Below are 18308 nucleotides of genomic sequence, written 5' to 3'. Positions count from 1 at the left end.
CTGCCGGTGTTGCGGGCCCGTCGAAGGTCTGGGCGGCCAGGGACGCCAGGCACTCCTCCAGGTAGAGCTCGACGTTGTAGATCGGGACGACCACGGAGAGGCGGGGGGCCATGAGGTACGACGGGCCTTTCTGGTGCAAGGAGGACATATTTTCGCCGACAAGGCATAGCTCTTAAGCGCCCAGGCCGACTCGGGCGCCCCTGCGCGAATCGGGGCCATGGGCGCACGGTCTACAAACTAGTAGACGATTGCCTGAGCGCCTTGCACGCCAGGCAAGAACTGAACATGAGCGTAGTTTGAAACATGCCTTCACACAGTTAGCTCAAAGGCAACATCGGCCCAACACTCGCTGTCCAGGACGTGTCTGGGAGCGTACCCAGAGATTTCCCAGGAACCGCGGATCCCTCGCTCACCCGTTCGGCCAGGAATCTGACGACCCGCCAACTCGCCTCGGGTCAGGCCGCTGGCCTGGGAATTCGCCGCTCGGGGGCGGGTCGATCCGGGGGTCCGGGCGCTTGTGCCGTCGCCCGCAGAACAGGCGCGACGGCACGCTCGGCGCTTCTGTAGAGCCTGTGGCTCAGGAAAGCAGTGACCCAGTGAAGCCTGTCAGGCCGGTGACGTCGGCAGCGCCGGCGACCCGGTCCCGCACCTCCCCGCGGCTGCGCCGGATCCTGACCGGAACCCCGGCCTCCCTCGCGCTGCTGGCGGGAGCACTGCTCATCGCCCACGGGCTGCGGACGCCGACCCCGCCGCCGCAGCCCACTGCGGCCCAGGGCTTCGCGGCCGGGGACCAGGCCACCGCCGCGCCCTCCGCCTCCCCGCACCCCGCCTCCGCGGGCCCGCAGCCGCTGGCTGTGCTGGCCCCGGCGGTTCCGACCCGGGTGCGGATCCCGGCCATCGGGGTCGACGCCCCGCTCACCGCGCTCTCCCTGGAGCCGGACGGGCAACTGGCCGCGCCCTCGGAGACCGACCGCAACCTGGCCGGCTGGTACCGCGCGGGTACCTCGCCCGGCAGCATCGGCACCGCGATCATCGCCGGCCATGTCGACACCCATCAGGGGCCCGCCGTCTTCTACGGACTGGGCGCGCTCAAGAAGGGGAACACCATCGAGGTCGACCGTGCCGACCACGTCGACGCCTTCTTCACCGTCGACGCCGTCGAGGCCTATGCGGCCACCGGATTCCCCGACCGCAAGGTGTACGCCCCGGCGGCCCGCCCCGAACTGCGCCTGATCACCTGCGGCGCCGGCTTCGACAAGAAGCGCCAGCAGTACCTCGGGAACGTCGTCGTCTTCGCCCACATGACCGGCAACCGTCCCGGCTGAGGCGCAGCCCCTATGCGGGGCTTTGAATCGTTTTCCGCAGAGCTGCCGACAACGCCCTGCATCCCGCTGGCCGAGCGGCCGACCTCTCTTGACGGGCCGATCGGGCCGGGCTAGATTGCCCGTGCGTGAAACGATTCATTAGAGGACGACAGGGAACCCCATGACGGATCTGTCCGCAGTCAAGGCGGCGCTGAAGGCCCAGGAGATAGAGACTCCCTCCTGGGGCTACGGCAACTCGGGTACGCGGTTCAAGGTGTTCGCGCAGGAGGGCGTGCCCCGTGACCCGTACGAGAAGATCGAGGACGCCGCCCAGGTGCACGCCGCCACCGGGGTGGCGCCGCGCGTCTCGCTGCACATCCCCTGGGACCGGGTGGACGACTTCGCCGCCCTGGCCGCGTTCGCCCGGGAGCGGGGGCTGCAGGTGGGGGCGGTCAACTCCAACACCTTCCAGGACGACGACTTCCGCCTGGGCAGCGTCGCGCACGCCGACCCCAAGGTGCGCCGCAAGGCGGTGGAGCACCTGCTGGAGTGCGTGGACATCATGGACGCCACCGGTTCCCGCGACCTGAAGCTGTGGTTCGCCGACGGCACCAACTACCCGGGCCAGGACGACATCACCGGCCGTCAGGACCGGCTGGCCGAGGCCCTGGCCGAGGTGTACGCGCGGCTGGGCGACGAGCAGCGGATGATCCTGGAGTACAAGCTGTTCGAGCCCGCGTTCTACCACACCGACGTGCCGGACTGGGGTACCTCCTACGCCCACTGCCTCAAGCTGGGCCCCAAGGCAAAGGTGGTCGTCGACACCGGCCACCACGCACCGGGCACCAACATCGAGTTCATCGTCGCCTTCCTGCTGCGCGAGGACCGGCTCGGCGCCTTCGACTTCAACTCCCGCTTCTACGCCGACGACGACCTGATGGTCGGGTCCGCGGACCCGTTCCAGCTGTTCCGGATCCTGCACGAGGTGGCGAAGAACGACGGCTTCGCCCCCGGGAGGCAGGTCGCCTTCATGCTCGACCAGTGCCACAACATCGAGGGCAAGATCCCGGCGGTGATCCGCTCGGTGATGAACGTTCAGGAGGCCACGGCCAAGGCCCTGCTGGTGGACCTGGACGCGCTGCGGTCCGCCCAGAGCGCCGGCGACGTGCTCGGGGCCAACGCCGTGCTGATGGACGCCTACAACACCGACGTCCGCCCGCTGCTGCGCGAGGTCCGCCAGGAGCAGGGCCTGGACCCGGACCCGCTGGCCGCCTACCGCGCCACCGGCTGGCAGCAGCGCATCGTCGCCGACCGGGTCGGCGGCACCCAGGCCGGCTGGGGGGCCTAGCCCTACCCGGTCCGGGCCCGTCCCCGCCCGCCGCCGACCATCGCCGTCCGTCCCCGCCCGGACGTACCCCGGGAACCTGTCCGCGTTTTCGGGACAGGTCCGCCCTCCTTTCCCGCACAGAGGACCGCCACCATGTCGAGCCATCCCGAAATCGCCGCGCTGCTGGCCCGCTCCAACCGGCTGGGCGCCGACCCGCGCAACACCAACTACGCCGGGGGCAACACCTCCGCCAAGGGCACCGCCGTCGACCCGGCCACCGGCGCCGAGGTCGAACTGCTGTGGGTCAAGGGCTCCGGCGGGGACCTGGGCACGCTCACCGAGCCGGGCCTGGCGGCCCTGCGGCTGGACCGGCTGCGGGCACTGACCGGCGTCTACCCCGGACCGGAGCGCGAGGACGAGATGGTCGCCGCGTTCGACTACTGCCTGCACGGCCGGGGCGGCGCGGCCCCGTCCATCGACACGGCGATGCACGGGCTGGTCGACGCCGCCCACATCGACCACCTGCACCCCGACTCCGGCATCGCCCTGGCCTGCGCGGCGGACGGCGAGAAGCTCACCGCCGAGTGCTTCGGCGACACCGTGGCCTGGGTGCCCTGGCGCCGCCCCGGCTTCCAGCTCGGCCTGGACATCGCCGCCGTCAAGGCCGCCAACCCGCAGGCCGTCGGCTGCGTCCTCGGCGGCCACGGCATCACCGCCTGGGGCGACACCAGCGGGGCGGCCGAGGCCAACTCGCTGCACATCATCCGCACCGCCGAAGCCTTCCTGGCCGAACGCGGACGTCCCGAGCCCTTCGGACCGCTGATCGAGGGTCACCGGCCGCTGTCCGAGGCCGGGCGCCGCGAGCGCGCCGCCGCGCTGGCCCCGCTGATCCGCGGCCTGGCGTCCACCGACCGTCCGCAGGTGGGCCACTTCACCGACAGCGCCCCGGTCCTGGACTTCCTGGCCCGCGCCGAGCATCCGCGGCTGGCCGCGCTGGGCACCTCCTGCCCGGACCACTTCCTGCGCACCAAGGTCCGCCCACTGGTCCTGGACCTGCCCGCGACCGCGCCGCTCGACCAGGTCGTCGAGCGGCTGAGGACGCTGCACACCGAGTACCGCGCCGACTACCAGGCCTACTACGACCGGCACGCCACCGCCGACTCCCCGGCGATCCGCGGCGCCGACCCGGCGATCGTGCTGGTGCCGGGGGTGGGCATGTTCTCCTTCGGCAAGGACAAGCAGACCGCCCGGGTGGCCGGGGAGTTCTACCTCAACGCGATCAACGTGATGCGCGGCGCCGAGGCGGTGTCCAGCTACACCCCGATCGAGGAGTCGGAGAAGTTCCGGATCGAGTACTGGGCCCTGGAGGAGGCCAAGCTGGCCCGGATGCCCGAACCCAAGGCGCTGGCGACCCGGGTGGCGCTGGTCACCGGCGCGGGCTCCGGCATCGGCAGGGCCATCGCGCACCGGCTGGTCGCCGCCAGGGCCTGGGCGGGGACATCGTCTACATCGCGTCCAAGAACGCGGTCTTCGCCGGCCCCAACAACATCGCCTACTCCGCCACCAAGGCCGACCAGGCCCACCAGGTCCGGCTGCTGGCCGCCGAACTGGGCGAGCACGGCATCCGGGTCAACGGGGTCAACCCCGACGGGGTGGTCCGCGGCTCGGGGATCTTCGCCGCCGGCTGGGGCGCCCAGCGCGCCGCCACCTACGGCATCGCCGAGGACAAGCTGGGCGAGTTCTACGCCCAGCGCACCATCCTCAAGCGCGAGGTGCTGCCCGAACACGTCGCCAACGCGGTCTTCGCACTGACCGGCGGCGACCTCACCCACACCACCGGACTGCACATCCCCGTCGACGCCGGCGTCGCCGCCGCCTTCCTGCGCTGACCTCTTCGCCCCTCGCTCGGTCCGTTCCGCACTCCCCACCCTCCAGGTTGCCCGTGTGAAACCCACCTCCTCGTCCTCCGCACCCCCGGCCGTGTTCGCGGCGGCCGACCTCGGCGCCACCAGCGGCCGGGTGGTCCTCGCCCGGGTCGGGCCCGACCGGCTCGACCTGACGGAGGTGCACCGCTTCGCCAACACCCCGGTACGGCTGCCGCAGGGCCTGCACTGGGACATCCTCGCGCTGTACCAGGGGATGCTGGACGGGCTCCGCGAAGCCGCCAGGTCCGCGCCGATCGCCTCGATCGGGGTGGACAGCTGGGCCGTGGACTACGGACTGCTCGACGGCGAGGGGAGGCTGCTGGGCAATCCGTACCACTACCGGGACGAGCGCACGGACACCGTCGCCGACCGGGTCCGCGAGCAGATCGGCGCGGCCGAGCTCTACCGGGCCAACGGACTGCAGCACCTGCCCTTCAACACCCTCTACCAGCTGGCCGCCGAGGCCGGCACGCCACAGGCCCTGGCGGCCCGTCAGCTGCTGCTGATCCCGGACCTGCTGACCTACTGGCTCACCGGGCGGACCGGCGCCGAGGCCACCAACGCCTCCACCACCGGCCTGCTGGACACCCGCACCGGTGCCTGGTCGCCCGCGCTGGCCGGAGCCGTGGGCCTGTACCCCGCGCTGCTCCCGCCGCTGCGCCGTCCCGGCGACGACTGCGGGACCCTGCTGGCCGGACCGGCCGCCGCCACCGGGCTGCCGCAGGGCACCGCGGTCACCGCGGTGGCCTCCCACGACACCGCGTCAGCCGTGGTTGCGGTCCCCGCCGACCGACCCGACTTCGGCTACGTCTCCTGCGGCACCTGGTCCCTGGCCGGGCTGGAACTCGAGGCCCCGGTCCTCAGCGAGGCCTCCCGGACCGCGAACTTCACCAATGAACTCGGCATCGACGGCACCGTCCGCTACCTGCGCAACATCATGGGCCTGTGGCTGCTCAGCGAGTCCCAGCGCAGCTGGCAGGCCCGGGGCGAGCCGCACCGGCTGGAACCGCTGCTGGCCCGGGCCGCCGCCGCGGAACCGTTCGCCGCCGTCATCGACCCGGACACCCCGGAGTTCCTGGCCCCCGGCGACATGCCCGCCCGCATCGCCGGCTACTGCGAGCGCACCGGGCAGCGGCCGCCGGCCGACCAGGGCTCCCTGGTGCGCACCATCCTGGAGGGCCTGGCCCTGGCGCACGCCCGGACCCTGCACCAGGCAGCCGCCCTGGCCGGACGCGAGATCCAGGTGGTCCACCTGGTCGGCGGCGGCAGCCGCAACGACCTGCTGTGCCAGTTCACCGCCGACGCGGCCGGGCTGCCGGTGGTGGCCGGACCCAGCGAGGCCACCGCACTGGGCAACGTCCTGGTCCAGGCCCGCGCCCACGGCCTGGTCCACGACCGCGCCGGGATGCGCCGCCTGGTCGCCGACACCCAGCCGCTGCGCCACTACACCCCGCGCGGCAACCGGTCCTCCTGGACCGCGGCCGCCGCCCGCGTCGGCCTGGTCTGAAGGACCCGACGACAGCACCCCAACGACCGGACGCCCACCGTCCCAAGGAGCCGCGATGCGTGTCGCACTCTTCCCGACCTGCGTCAACGACGCGATCCATCCGCGCACCGGACAGGCCGTGGTCGCACTGCTGGAGCGGCTCGGCGTGCAGGTCGACTTCCCGGCCGCGCAGACCTGCTGCGGCCAGCCCCAGTACAACACCGGCTACCGGCGGGCCACCGAACCGCTGGTGCGGCGGATGGCCGGGGCCTTCGCCGGCTACGACCACGTGGTCACCCCCTCGGGGTCCTGCACGGCCATGGTGCGCGACAACTACCCCAGGATCGGCGCCAAGGCCCGGACCGAGGGCCGCGGCGACGGACTGGCCCGGGCCGCCGCGTCACTGGTGCCGCGGGTACTGGAACTGACCGAGTTCCTGGTGGACGTCCTCGGCGTGTCCGACGTCGGTGCCTACTACCCGCACCGGGTCAGCTACCACCCGTCCTGCCACGGGCTGCGGATGCTGGGGCTGGGGGACCGGCCCAGGCGGCTGCTGGAAGCCGTCGAGGGGCTGGAACTGGTCGAGCTGCCGGGCGCCGAGGAGTGCTGCGGCTTCGGCGGCACCTTCGCCGTCAAGAACCCCGACGTCTCCGCCGCCATGGGCGCCGACAAGGTCCGCAACGCGCTGTCCACCGGGGCCGAGGTGCTGTGCGGGGCGGACAACTCCTGCCTGCTGCACATCGGCGGGACCCTGCGCCGGGCCGACGCGCCGATGCGCGCCGTGCACCTGGCCGAGATCCTGGCCTGCACCCGGGCCGACCCGACCGGTACCGGGTGGGCGACACCCAGAGCGAGGAGCAGCGCATGAGCGACACCTATCTCGGGATGCCGTCCTTCCCGCAGGCCAAGGCCTCCACCAGGGACACCCGGCTGCGGGCCAATCTGACCCACGCCACCCGCACCATCCGCGACAAACGGGCCAGGGCGGTGGCCGAGCTCGACGACTGGGCGCAGCTGCGCGAGGCCGGCAAGCGGATCAAGGACCGGACGCTGCGTCACCTGGACGACCATCTGGTCCAGTTGGAGCAGAACGTCACCGCCGCGGGCGGGACGGTGCACTGGGCCGCCGACGCCGCCGAGGCCAACCGCATCGTCGCCGACCTGGTCAAGGCCACCGGCGAGCGCGAGGTGGTCAAGGTCAAGTCGATGGCCACCCAGGAGATCGAGCTCAACGAGGCGCTGGCCGCCGAGGGCATCACCGCCTACGAGACCGACCTGGCCGAGCTGATCGTCCAGCTCGGCGAGGACCGGCCCTCGCACATCCTGGTCCCGGCGATCCACCGCAACCGCGGCGAGGTCCGCGACATCTTCGCCGCGAAGATGGGGGAGTGGGGCCGCCCGGCCCCCGAGGGGCTCGGCGACAGCCCGGCCGAACTGGCCGAGGCGGCCCGGCTGCACCTGCGGGAGAAGTTCCTGCGCGCCAAGGTGGGCATCTCCGGCGCCAACTTCATGGTCGCCGAGACCGGCACCCTGGTGGTGGTCGAGTCGGAGGGCAACGGACGGATGTGCCTGACCCTGCCCGAGACGCTGATCTCGGTGGTGGGCATCGAGAAGGTCCTGCCCACCTGGCGCGACCTGGAGGTGTTCCTGCAACTGCTGCCGCGTTCCTCCACCGCGGAGCGGATGAACCCCTACACCTCCTTCTGGACCGGCACCAGCGACGGCGACGGTCCTCGGAACTTCCACCTGGTGCTGCTGGACAACGGCCGCACCGACACCCTGGCCGACGAGGTCGGCCGGCAGGCGCTGCGCTGCATCCGCTGCTCGGCCTGCCTGAACGTGTGCCCGGTCTACGAGCGGGCCGGCGGCCACGCCTACGGCAGCGTCTACCCGGGCCCGATCGGGGCCATCCTCACCCCGCAGCTGCGCGGCACCGCCAGCGCCGTCGACGCCTCGCTGCCCTTCGCCTCCACCCTGTGCGGGGCCTGCTACGAGGTCTGCCCGGTCGCCATCGACATCCCCGAAGTCCTGGTCCACCTCCGTGAGCAGGTGGTCGAGCGGGACGGCCCCGGTCATCGGACCGAGCGTGCCGTGGTGCGGGCCGGCAGCTGGCTGCTGGACCACCCCGCGGCGCTGGGGGCGGTCGAGCGCTGGGCGTCCAGGACCCGCGGGCTGCACCCCCGGCGCCTGCCCACCGCCGTGGCCAGGGCCTGGACCGACAGCCGCGACCTGCCCGAACTGCCGGAGGCCCCGTTCCGCGACTGGTGGAGGAAGAGCCGATGACCGTACCCGCGAAGGGTTCGTCCCGCGAGCGGATCCTTGCCCGGATCCGGGCCGCCGTCCAGGACGCCGCCGAACCGCCCCCGGTGCTGCGCGACTACCGGGACAGCCACCAACCCGACGACCCCGCCCGGCTGCTGGACCTGCTGGCCGCGAACCTCGCCGACTACCGCGCGGTGGTGCACCGCTGCACCGGGGCCGAACTTCCGGCGGTCATCGGCCGGATCCTGGCCGAGCGCGGCTCGCGGACCCTGCTGGTACCGGACGGCGTCCCGGAGGACTGGCTGAGCGGCACCGCCGTCGAGCGGGTGCGCGACCACCCGCCGCTGGCGCCGGATCGACTCGACGCCGTCGACAGCGTGCTGACGGGGTGTGCGCTGGCCGTGGCCGAGACCGGCACCATCGTCCTGGACGCCGGGCCCGGGCAGGGCCGGCGCGCCCTCACCCTGGTCCCGGACCACCATCTGTGCGTCGTCCGCACCGCCGACCAGGTGGTCGCCTCGGTGCCGCAGGCCCTGCCCCGGCTGGACCCGTCCCGGCCGCAGACCTGGATCTCCGGGCCCTCGGCCACCAGCGACATCGAACTGGACCGGGTGGAGGGCGTGCACGGCCCCCGCACCCTGGAAGTCGTCCTGGTCGGCTGAGGCCGGTCGACACCGCGCCCACGCCACCGCTTCGGCTTTCAACGTTTCAATTCAGCTGCCTGATGAACCAGCGCCGGGATTCCCGGGGCTGCAGTGGAACTCCCGCCCGCAGAGCAAGTGGAGCAGTGCAGGCAGGCGGCGTTATTGAATCGTGTCAATCCTTGAAAGCACCCCCGTGCACAGGCAATCGCGCAGGTCGGAGTCAGTCTCCCGACCCCAGCGGGCCGCCCCGGGCCGAGTACCTGCCGTACCGGGGCTTCCAACATCCCTTGACGCGCCCACAGCCCGAAGCTAACTTCGCGGCAACTCCTTTGAAACATTTCACAGCCCGGGTCGCAGTAGCCCGGAGAGCCAGGAGACCATCCATGACCCACCCCGAACCGGACCCGGTCCCGGTCCTCGCGCTCGAGGGGGTGAGCAAGTCCTTCGGCGCCGTCCGAGCCCTCCGCGGAGTCTCCCTGCAGCTGTTCGCAGGAGAGGCGCACGCCCTCGCCGGCGAGAACGGCGCCGGCAAGTCCACCCTGATCAAGGCCCTGGCCGGGGTGCACCGGCCGGACGAGGGCACCGTGCTGCTGGACGGCGAGCCCGTCGTCTTCCACGGTCCGGCCGACGCCCGGGACGCGGGTGTGGCCGTCATCTACCAGGAGCCGACGCTCTTCCCCGACCTGTCGGTGGCCGAGAACATCTTCATGGGTCGTCAGCCGCGGCGTTCCTTCGGCCGGGTGGACCACCGCGCGGTCCACGCCGCCACCGCCGACCTGTTCCGCCGGCTGGGCGTGGACCTGGACCCGGACCAGCCGGCCCGGGGACTGTCGATCGCCGACCAGCAGCTGGTGGAGATCGCCAAGGCGCTCTCCTTCGACGCCCGCGTGCTGATCATGGACGAGCCGACTGCGGCGCTGACCGGCAGCGAGGTGGCCCGGCTGTTCGGCGTGGTGCGCTCGCTGCGCGAGGAGGGCGCCGCCGTACTGTTCATCTCGCACCGGCTGGAGGAGGTCTTCGCGCTGTGCCAGCGGGTCACCACCCTGCGGGACGGCGCCTGGATCGCCACCGAGCCGGTCGCCGGCCTCGGCGAGGACGACCTGATCCGCCGGATGGTCGGACGCGACCTGGACGAGCTCTACCCCAAGCTCCCCGCCGAGGTCGGCGCGGTCGCACTGAGCGTGCGCCGGCTCACCCGGGAGGGGGTCTTCACCGACGTCTCCTTCGAGGTGCGCGGCGGCGAGATCGTCGGCCTGGCCGGCCTGGTCGGCGCCGGCCGCAGCGAGGTCGCCCGCGCCGTGTTCGGCGTGGACCGCTGGGACGGCGGCGAGGTCGAGGTGGCCGGCAAGCCGCTGAAGCCAGGCGCCCCCAGCCTGGCCATGGCCGCCGGACTGGCCCTGGTCCCCGAGGACCGCAGGGCCCAGGGACTGGTGATGGGCATGTCCATCGAACGCAACATCGGCCTCACCGGACTGCGGGCCACCTCCCGCGCCGGAGTGATGAACCGGGGCAGCGAGCGCAGCCGCGCCGTCGACTGGGCGGTCCGGCTCCAGGTGAAGTACGCCCGGCTGGGCGACCTGGTGGGCACCCTGTCCGGCGGCAACCAGCAGAAGGTGGTGCTGGCCAAGTGGCTGGCGACCTCCCCGACCGTGCTGATCGTGGACGAGCCCACCCGCGGCATCGACGTCGGCACCAAGGCCGAGGTGCACCGGCTGCTCTCGCAGCTGGCCGGACAGGGCGTCGCGGTGCTGATGATCTCCTCCGACCTGCCGGAGATCCTCGGCATGGCGGACCGGGTGCTGGTCATGCACGAGGGGCGGATAGCCGCCGAACTCGACCGGGCCGAGGCCACCGAGCAGTCGGTGCTGGCCGCGGCCACCGGAGTCACCGGGAGGGCGGCATGACCACCACCATGGAACCCGTGCGGGTCGCGGTCCCGGCGAGCCGGGGACTGCTGGACCGGGTGCTGAAGATGCGCGAACTCGCCATCCTCGCGGTGCTGGTGCTGATGCTGGCCGCCACCCAGATCGACAACAGCGCCTTCCTGTCCCAGCAGGGGATCAAGGACCTGCTGCTCAACGCGACCATCCTGGTGCTGGTGGCGGTCGGCGAGGCGATGGTGGTGATCACCCGCAACGTCGACCTGTCGGTCGGCTCGGTGCTGGGCATCACCGCCTTCGCGGCCGGGGACTTCCTCCAGGGCGGCGGCAACCCGCTGCTGGCGGTGGTGCTCGCGGTCGCCCTGGGCGCGGGGTTCGGCCTGCTCAACGGCCTGCTGGTGAGCATCGGTCAGGTCCCGGCCCTGGTGGTCACCCTGGGCACGCTCTACATCATCCGCGGCATCGACTCGATCTGGATCGGCTCCCGGGAGATCACCGCCGGGGTACTGCCCACCGGCTTCATCGACTTCGGCCACAACGGCCTCTCCGCCCTGCCCTACCTGGCGGTCCTGGCCGCAGCGGTCCTGGTCGCCGTCGCCTACTTCCTGCGCAACTACCGCAGCGGCCGCGAGTTCTACGCCCTGGGCTCCAGCCCGGAGGCGGCCGGACTGGCCGGCGTCCCGGTCCGCAGGCGGATCCTGGCCGCCTACATCGCCTGCGGCGCGCTCGCCGGACTGGCCGGCGCGCTCTACCTGGCCCGCTTCGGCAACGTCGACTCCGGCACCGGGAGCGGCTACGAACTCACCGTGGTCAGCGCCGTGGTGGTCGGCGGCGTGGCCTTCACCGGGGGCTCCGGCAGCGTCTACGGGGTGGCCCTCGGCGCCCTGCTGCTGACCTCCATCAACAGCGTCCTGCCCTCGATCGGCGTCAGCTCGGTCTGGGTCCAGGCCATCGACGGAATCCTGCTGCTCGTCGCCATCGCGGTCGACCGGATCCTGGCCCTGCGGGTCGCCGGCATCCTGCGCAAGAGGGCAGCGGAGACAAGGAGCGCCCGCCATGGCTGACACCACCGCACCGTTCACCGCCCGACTGCGCTCCGCCCGACTCGGCGACATGGTCCGCTGGGACACCGTCGTCGGCGCCCTGCTGCTGGTCCTGCTGGTGTGCTCGTTCTCCTTCGTGGACAACTTCGGCAACGCCCTGAACCTGTCCTTCCTGATCGGCAACACCCTGCCGATCGCCCTGATCGCGCTGCCGATGACACTGCTGGTGGTCAGCGGGGAGATCGACCTCTCGGTCGGCTCGACCGCGGGACTGTCCGGCGCGGTCATGGGCGCACTGTGGAACGCCGGCTACCCCATCGAGACGATCATCCCGATCTGCCTGCTGCTGGGGGTCGTCTGCGGACTGGTCAACGGCCTGCTGGTGACCCGGCTCGGACTTCCCTCACTGGCCGTCACCATCGGCACCCTGGCCGCCTACCGGGGGATCGCCCAGATCGTGCTGGGGGCCAACTCGGTCACCGACTTCCCGCAGCAGTACCTGGACTTCGGCTCCGGGCGGATCGCCGGCACCTTCATCCCCTACGCCGCGATCCCCTGGGCGGTGCTGCTCGTGCTGGCGGCCGTCGTCCTGCACGCCACCCCGGTCGGACGCTCGCTGTTCGCGGTGGGCGCCTCCGAGGAGGCCGCGCGCTTCAGCGGGGTGCGGGTCAAGCGGCTGAAGCTGTCCATGTTCGTCGCCACCGGCTTCGTCTCCGCGCTGACCGGAGTGTTCTGGGCGCTGCACTACGCCAGCGCCCGCTACGACAACGCCACCGGGCTGGAACTGTCCGTGGTCGCCGCGGTCCTGCTCGGCGGGATCGACTTCGACGGCGGCCGGGGCACCCTGGGCGGCGCGGTGGCCGGGGTGTTCCTGCTGGGGGCGCTGCAGAACGTGATGAGCCTGGTCAACGTCTCGGCCCAGTCCCAGATCGTGGTCACCGGCGTGCTGCTGGTGGTCTCCGTCCTCGGCCCGAGGGTGGCCCGGCAGCTGTCCGTGGCCCGCGCCCGACGGCGCACCCTCACCGCCCCGGTAGTGCCCGCTGCGGCGACCGCACCGGCCGGCGGTACCTGATCCCCGCACCGGTCCTCCATCCCTGATCCGCCCGGCCCCACCCCACCCGATCGGCCCGAACCCGTACCCAGGCTTCAGCCTGCCCATGTGCTGCCGCGGCAGCGAGAGGAACCCCGCCATGACCCAGAGAATCGCCCCCGCCGGCCGTCTCGGCGTCGCCCTGGCCGTCACTGCCACCGTCGCCCTCGGACTCAGCGCCTGCGGTGGCACCACCAAGAGTTCCACCGACAAGGCGGCCTCCTCGGCGCCGGCCGCGGCGGCGGGCTCCTCCGCCAACCCGAACGCGCCCACCAAGACCGGACTGACCGTCGCCTTCCTGCCCAAGCAGGTCAACAACCCCTACTTCACCATCTCCGACAACGGCGGCAAGGCCGCGCTGACCACCCTGGGCGAGAGCTACAAGGAGGTCGGCACCAACAGCGGCACCGACACCGCGGGACAGGTCTCCTACGTCAACACCCTGACCCAGCAGAAGGTGTCCGCGATCGCGGTCTCCGCCCAGGACCCGGGCGCCCTGTGCACCGCGCTCAAGCAGGCCATGAGCAACGGCATCAAGGTGGTCACCTACGACTCGGACACCAACCCGGACTGCCGGCAGCTGTTCATCTCCCAGGCCAGTTCCGAGGCGCTGGGCCGCAGCGAGGTCGACCTGCTCGGCAAGCAGCTCAACTACACCGGCGACATCGCGATCCTGTCGGCCGCGCAGACCGCGACCAACCAGAACACCTGGATCGGCTTCATGAAGGACGAACTGAAGAAGCCGCAGTTCGCCAAGATGAAGCTGGTCAAGATCGCGTACGGCAACGACGACGCGCAGACCTCGTTCCAGCAGACCCAGGGCCTGCTGCAGCAGTACCCGAACCTGAAGGGGATCATCTCCCCGACCACGGTGGGCATCAAGGCCGCCGCCCAGTACCTGTCCGGCTCCCAGTACAAGGGCAAGGTCACCCTGACCGGCCTGGGCACCCCCAACGACATGCGCGCCTACGTCAAGAACGGCACGGTCCAGGGCTTCGAGCTGTGGGACCCGGCCAAGCTGGGCAGCCTGGCCGCCTACGCGGCCACCGCCCTGGCCTCCGGCCAGATCACCGGCGCGACCGGGCAGACCTTCAAGGCCGGCGACCTGGGCAGCTTCACCATCGGCGCCCAGGGTGTGGTGGTGCTCGGCGCGCCGACCGTCTTCACCGCGGCCAACATCGACCAGTTCCACTTCTGACCGGACCCGCCCGCGGCTCGGGCGCCGCCGCTCCACCGGGGCGGCGGCACCCGGGCCACGGGTGCGACCCCATACGATGAGCAGTCACCGGAGGTCGGAATCCCTCCGGTGTCGGCGTGAGGCGGCAGGACGGGCGCGTGGCACAGATGGTCGGTATCAAGGACGTGGCCCGGCAGGCCGGGGTCTCGGTGGGCACGGTGTCCAACGTGATCAACCGGCCGGACATGGTCTCCGAGGAGACCCGGTTCCGGGTCCAGGCCGTGATCGAACGCCTGGGCTACGTGCGCAGCGAGTCCGCCCGGCAGCTGCGGGCCGGCCGCAGCCGGATCATGGCGCTGCTGGTCCTGGACATGGGCAACCCCTTCTTCGTGGACGTGGCGCGCGGCGCCGAGCGGGCCGCCCGCGCGGCCGGGCTCGGAGTGATGGTCTGCAACAGCGGCCAGAGCGCCGCCGAGGAGGCCGAGTACCTCTCGCTCTTCGCCGAGCAGCGGGTGCGCGGCGTGCTGCTGACGCCCGCGGACGCCAGCGGACGCAACCTGGAGTCCTTCCGCCGCCACCACATCCCCTTCGTGCTGGTGGACCGGGTGGCGGCCGGCTCGGCAGAGTGCTCGGTCTCGGTGGACGACGTGGCCGGCGGGACCCTGGCGGTCCGTCATCTGCTGGCCGAGGGGCACCGCTCCATCGCCTACGTCAGCGGCCCCGGCCATCTGCAGCAGATCAAGGACCGCCGGCTGGGCGCGCTGGCCGCGCTGGCCGAGGCGGGCCTGCCCCCCGAGGCGCTGCAGGACCTGCCGACCGAGGGGCTGAACGTGGCGGCGGGACGGGACGCCGGTGCCAGGCTGCTCGGGCTCACCAGCCGCCCCACTGCGGTGTTCTGCGCCAACGACCTGCTGGCCCTGGGCATGCTGCAGGCGCTCTACGCGGCGGGCGTCAGCGTGCCGGGGGAGCTGGCCATCGTCGGCTACGACGACATCGAGTTCGCCGCCGCGGCGGCGGTCCCGCTCACCTCGGTCCGGCAGCCGGCCCTCACCATGGGCGCGATGGCAGCCGAACTGCTGCTGGAGGAGACCGACGACGAGGCCGGCAAGCACCGGCACCAGCGGGTGGTGCTGCAGCCTGAGCTGGTGGTGCGCAGCTCCTCGCTGAGCCAGCGGCGACCGTCCTGACCCTCGCGCGCCACGGGTCGCGTCCGATCTATTGACGCCTCACAGGGCGCTCTCATAGATTCCCTTCGTGTCATATGAATGAAACGTTTCACTCATTCTTCGTCAGTGCGCCCAGTCTGGAGAAGCACGTATGACGACGCCTCAGCGCGTTCTCCGCCGTCCGAATCGCAGACACCGCATCGCCCTCGCCGTCGCCCTGGCCGGGCTGGCCGCGGCGGCGCTGCCGACGGCCGGGGCCAGTGCCAGTGCCGCGGCCGCACCGGCCGTCCGTCCGTGGGACGCCTACAACCTCGCGCCCGCCAGCCGCACCGTCACCCCGGTGCGGGTGACCCGCACCACGGGCACCCTGAGCGGCGCCTCCGCCGTGCTGCGCGGCCGACCGGTGACGCTCACCGGGGCCGGGTCCTCGATCACGCTGGACTTCGGCAAGGAGGTCGGCGGACTGGTGAGCCTGCACTTCACCGGCGCCGCGGCCGGACAGCGGCTGGGCCTCGCCTTCAGCGAGTCCTCGCAGTACATCGGCCCCGACAGCGACGCCAGCAACGGCGGCTCCGGCAGTGACGGCGCGATCTACGCGGATGCCACGCCCGGATCGGACTGGACGGCGCCGCAGGCCTCGTTGCGCGGCGGGTTCCGCTATCTGACGCTCTTCGCCGCCACCGACGGCCCGATCTCCCTGGACCAGGTCTCACTCGCCGTCAGCTTCGCGCCCACCATGGCGAACCTGCGCGACTACGACAACTACTTCTACTCCAGCGACCCGCTGCTCAACCGTATCTGGTACGCGGGTGCCTACACCGTGCAGACCAACACCATCGCCCCCGGCACCGGCCGGGTCTGGGGCCCGCCGGCCCAGGGTTGGAACAACACCGGAACCGTCGGCACCGGAGACACCGTGCTGGTCGACGGCGCCAAGCGGGACCGCACGGTCTGGCCGGGCGACCTGGGCGTGTCCGTGCCCACCGAGTACGCCTCGCTGGGCGACCTCACTCCCACCCGCAACGCGCTGACCACGCTGTACCAGTACCAGGCAGCCTCCGGTGAACTCCCCTTCGCCGGACCGCAGGTGAACTTCTACGGCTCGGACACCTACCACCTGTGGACCCTGATCGGCACGGCCAACTACTACCAGTACTCGCACGACGGGACCTGGCTGGACAGCGAGTGGGCGAACTACCGGCGGGCGCTGGCCTTCTCGCTCGCCAAGGTGCAGCCGGACGGGCTGATGTCGGTCACCGGCACCGCCGACTGGGCCCGCAGCGACCAGGGCGGGGAGAACATCGAGGCCAACGCGCTGCTCTACCAGGCCCTCACCACCGGTGCCGCGCTCGCCGGCGCCGAAGGGGACCAGGCCGACGCCTCCGCCTGGAAGACCGCCGCCGACACCGTCAAGTCGGCCGTCAACTCACTGCTGTGGGACGACGCCGCGGGGGAGTACCGCGACAACCCGAGCAGCGCCCTGCACCCGCAGGACGGCAACTCGGCCGCCGTCTGGTTCGGGCTGGCGCCGGGCGACCGCGCCAAGCGCGTCAGCGCCTCGCTCACCACCGACTGGAACGCCTACGGCGCGACCACCCCGGAGAAGGGGTCGGAGATCGCCACCTTCCCCGGCTCCATGGAGATCCAGGCCCACCTGCAGGCCGGCGACGCCACCCGGGCCCTGGACCTGATCCGCCGCGAGTGGGGCTACATGCTCGACTCCCCGCTCGGCACCGGCAGCACCTTCTGGGAGGGCTACCTGGCGAACGGTCAGTTCGGCTACGGCGGCGCCTACATGAGCGCCTCGCACGGCTGGGCCACCGGACCCACCTCGGCGCTGACCTTCGACGTCCTGGGCATCAGCCCCCGGTCGGTCACCGGCGGCTACGCCCTGAAACCCCAGCCCGGCGACCTCGCCGACGCCCAGGGCTCCCTGAAGACCCCGCTGGGGGACATCAGGCTCGCCTGGCAGCACGACGTCGCCCGGCGCAGCTTCACCGAGCAGATCGACGCGCCGACCGCGGCGGTCGACGAGGTCGACGTGCCCACCTTCGGCGCCCCGACGCAGGTGACCGTGGACGGCAAGCGGGTCTGGAACGGCCGGACGGCACTCGGCTACGGGGCGCACCTGGAAGGCGACTACGTGGTCCTGCACGGCCTCCCCGCCCGGGCGAGCGTCCGCAGCCAGGCGGTGGCCCCGGTGCCCACCGCGATCAGCGTGGCCGCGACGTCCACGCCGACGGCCCCGCTGCGGGCCGGCCAGGCCCTGACGCTTCCGGTCACCGTCAGCGCCCAGGGCGACAGCGTCCTGCACGGACAGGTCACCGCGAAGCTGCCGACCGGGTGGACCGCCGACCCGGCGAGCTTCACCCTGGACACCCGCGACGGACCCACCGACACGGTGGTCCAACTGACCGTGCACGCACCGGACGACGCCGCCGGCGGACGGCGGTCCATCGACGTCACCGCCGCGGCCGGCCGCACCAGTGCGCAGGTCAGCACCTCGGTCCTGGTGTTCGGCAACTGGCCGCGGGGCACCACCGCCGAGGCGTCCAGCGCGCACGCCCCCAATGTCTTCAACGGACAGCAGCGCAGCTACGACGCGGCCAACGCCATCGACGGCGACCCCGCGACCTTCTGGAACGACGACACCGCCGGGCAGTTCCCGGACACGCTCACCGTCACCGCCCCCTCGCCGGTCACGCTGCACGGGGTCGGCTTCTCCTCCATCGTCGACGGCGTGCCCACCGACTTCGCCGTGCAGACCTGGGACGGCAGCTCCTGGACCACGCAGGCGCAGGTGAACGGCAACACCGAGCTGGACCGGTGGATCGCGTTCGACGCCCCGGTCACCGCTTCCCAGGTCCGACTGGTCGTCACTGCTTCGCAGACGCAGAACGGCAATTACACCCGGGTCGCCGAACTCACCCCGTAGCCCCGGAACGCCGCCGGGGCATCGGAATCCACCGAAATTCCCGCCTCTGATTTGAATCGTTATATCCCC

The 18308-nt window shown here is 72.0% G+C and carries 13 protein-coding genes and 1 pseudogene; 13 read left to right on the top strand and 1 reads right to left on the bottom strand.

Going from position 1 to position 18308, the window contains the following annotated elements:
• The coding region (locus tag IF29_RS48945) for a glycosyltransferase (RefSeq protein ID WP_157623687.1) at nt 1–112 on the bottom strand (112 nt) is incomplete at its 3' end.
• Between the two features lie 502 nt (nt 113–614).
• Between IF29_RS48945 and IF29_RS0111125 the strand changes: the two genes are divergently transcribed.
• From IF29_RS0111125 to IF29_RS0111065, 13 genes and pseudogenes are all read left to right on the top strand, one after another.
• On the top strand, nt 615–1325 hold the full coding sequence (locus tag IF29_RS0111125; RefSeq protein WP_084713912.1) for a class F sortase: 711 nt from the start codon (nt 615–617) through the stop codon (nt 1323–1325).
• Between the two features lie 160 nt (nt 1326–1485).
• The gene (rhaI, locus tag IF29_RS0111120; RefSeq protein ID WP_030252892.1) at nt 1486–2652 is read left to right on the top strand and encodes an L-rhamnose isomerase; all 1167 of its coding nucleotides are present in this window, start codon (nt 1486–1488) and stop codon (nt 2650–2652) included.
• Nucleotides 2653–2784: 132 nt separating this feature from the next.
• Nucleotides 2785–4520 (top strand): annotated as a pseudogene (gene rhaD / locus IF29_RS41765) (bifunctional rhamnulose-1-phosphate aldolase/short-chain dehydrogenase).
• Between the two features lie 55 nt (nt 4521–4575).
• The gene (locus tag IF29_RS0111110; protein WP_051725174.1) at nt 4576–6063 is read left to right on the top strand and encodes a rhamnulokinase; all 1488 of its coding nucleotides are present in this window, start codon (nt 4576–4578) and stop codon (nt 6061–6063) included.
• A 55-nt stretch (nt 6064–6118) separates the two neighbouring features.
• Entirely contained in the window at nt 6119–6910 is a 792-nt protein-coding gene (locus tag IF29_RS0111105) for a (Fe-S)-binding protein (RefSeq protein WP_051725173.1), read from the top strand.
• Complete coding sequence (locus IF29_RS0111100) at nt 6907–8325, top strand: lactate utilization protein B (protein WP_030252887.1); 1419 nt, start codon at nt 6907–6909, stop codon at nt 8323–8325. Before IF29_RS0111105 ends, IF29_RS0111100 begins: the two co-directional genes overlap by 4 nt.
• Nucleotides 8322–8966 carry a LutC/YkgG family protein gene (locus IF29_RS0111095; RefSeq protein WP_030252885.1) on the top strand — a complete coding sequence of 215 codons (645 nt, stop codon included), beginning with the start codon at nt 8322–8324 and terminating at the stop codon, nt 8964–8966. Before IF29_RS0111100 ends, IF29_RS0111095 begins: the two co-directional genes overlap by 4 nt.
• A gap of 365 nt (nt 8967–9331) precedes the next feature.
• Nucleotides 9332–10852, top strand: a complete 1521-nt coding sequence (locus IF29_RS0111090; protein WP_030252883.1) for a sugar ABC transporter ATP-binding protein — start codon at nt 9332–9334, stop codon at nt 10850–10852.
• Nucleotides 10849–11892: an ABC transporter permease gene (locus tag IF29_RS0111085; RefSeq protein WP_030252881.1), complete on the top strand. Its 1044-nt coding sequence runs from the start codon at nt 10849–10851 to the stop codon at nt 11890–11892. The genes IF29_RS0111090 and IF29_RS0111085 overlap by 4 nt, the downstream gene beginning before the upstream one ends.
• Complete coding sequence (locus IF29_RS0111080) at nt 11885–12943, top strand: ABC transporter permease (RefSeq protein WP_030252879.1); 1059 nt, start codon at nt 11885–11887, stop codon at nt 12941–12943. The genes IF29_RS0111085 and IF29_RS0111080 overlap by 8 nt, the downstream gene beginning before the upstream one ends.
• Before the next feature lie 118 nt (nt 12944–13061).
• On the top strand, nt 13062–14159 hold the full coding sequence (gene rhaS, locus IF29_RS0111075) for a rhamnose ABC transporter substrate-binding protein (RefSeq protein ID WP_030252877.1): 1098 nt from the start codon (nt 13062–13064) through the stop codon (nt 14157–14159).
• A 137-nt stretch (nt 14160–14296) separates the two neighbouring features.
• Entirely contained in the window at nt 14297–15325 is a 1029-nt protein-coding gene (locus IF29_RS0111070) for a LacI family DNA-binding transcriptional regulator (protein ID WP_030252876.1), read from the top strand.
• A gap of 130 nt (nt 15326–15455) precedes the next feature.
• Nucleotides 15456–18239, top strand: coding sequence for an alpha-L-rhamnosidase-related protein (locus IF29_RS0111065; RefSeq protein ID WP_051725172.1), 2784 nt, complete (start codon nt 15456–15458; stop codon nt 18237–18239).
• Nucleotides 18240–18308: the final 69 nt, after the last annotated feature.

The organism is Streptacidiphilus jeojiense (assembly GCF_000719095.1).
Taxonomy (GTDB): Bacteria; Actinomycetota; Actinomycetes; order Streptomycetales; family Streptomycetaceae; genus Streptacidiphilus; species Streptacidiphilus jeojiensis.
Note: the sequence above shows the minus strand (reverse complement) of the source record. Positions and strands in the feature narration are given on the sequence as shown.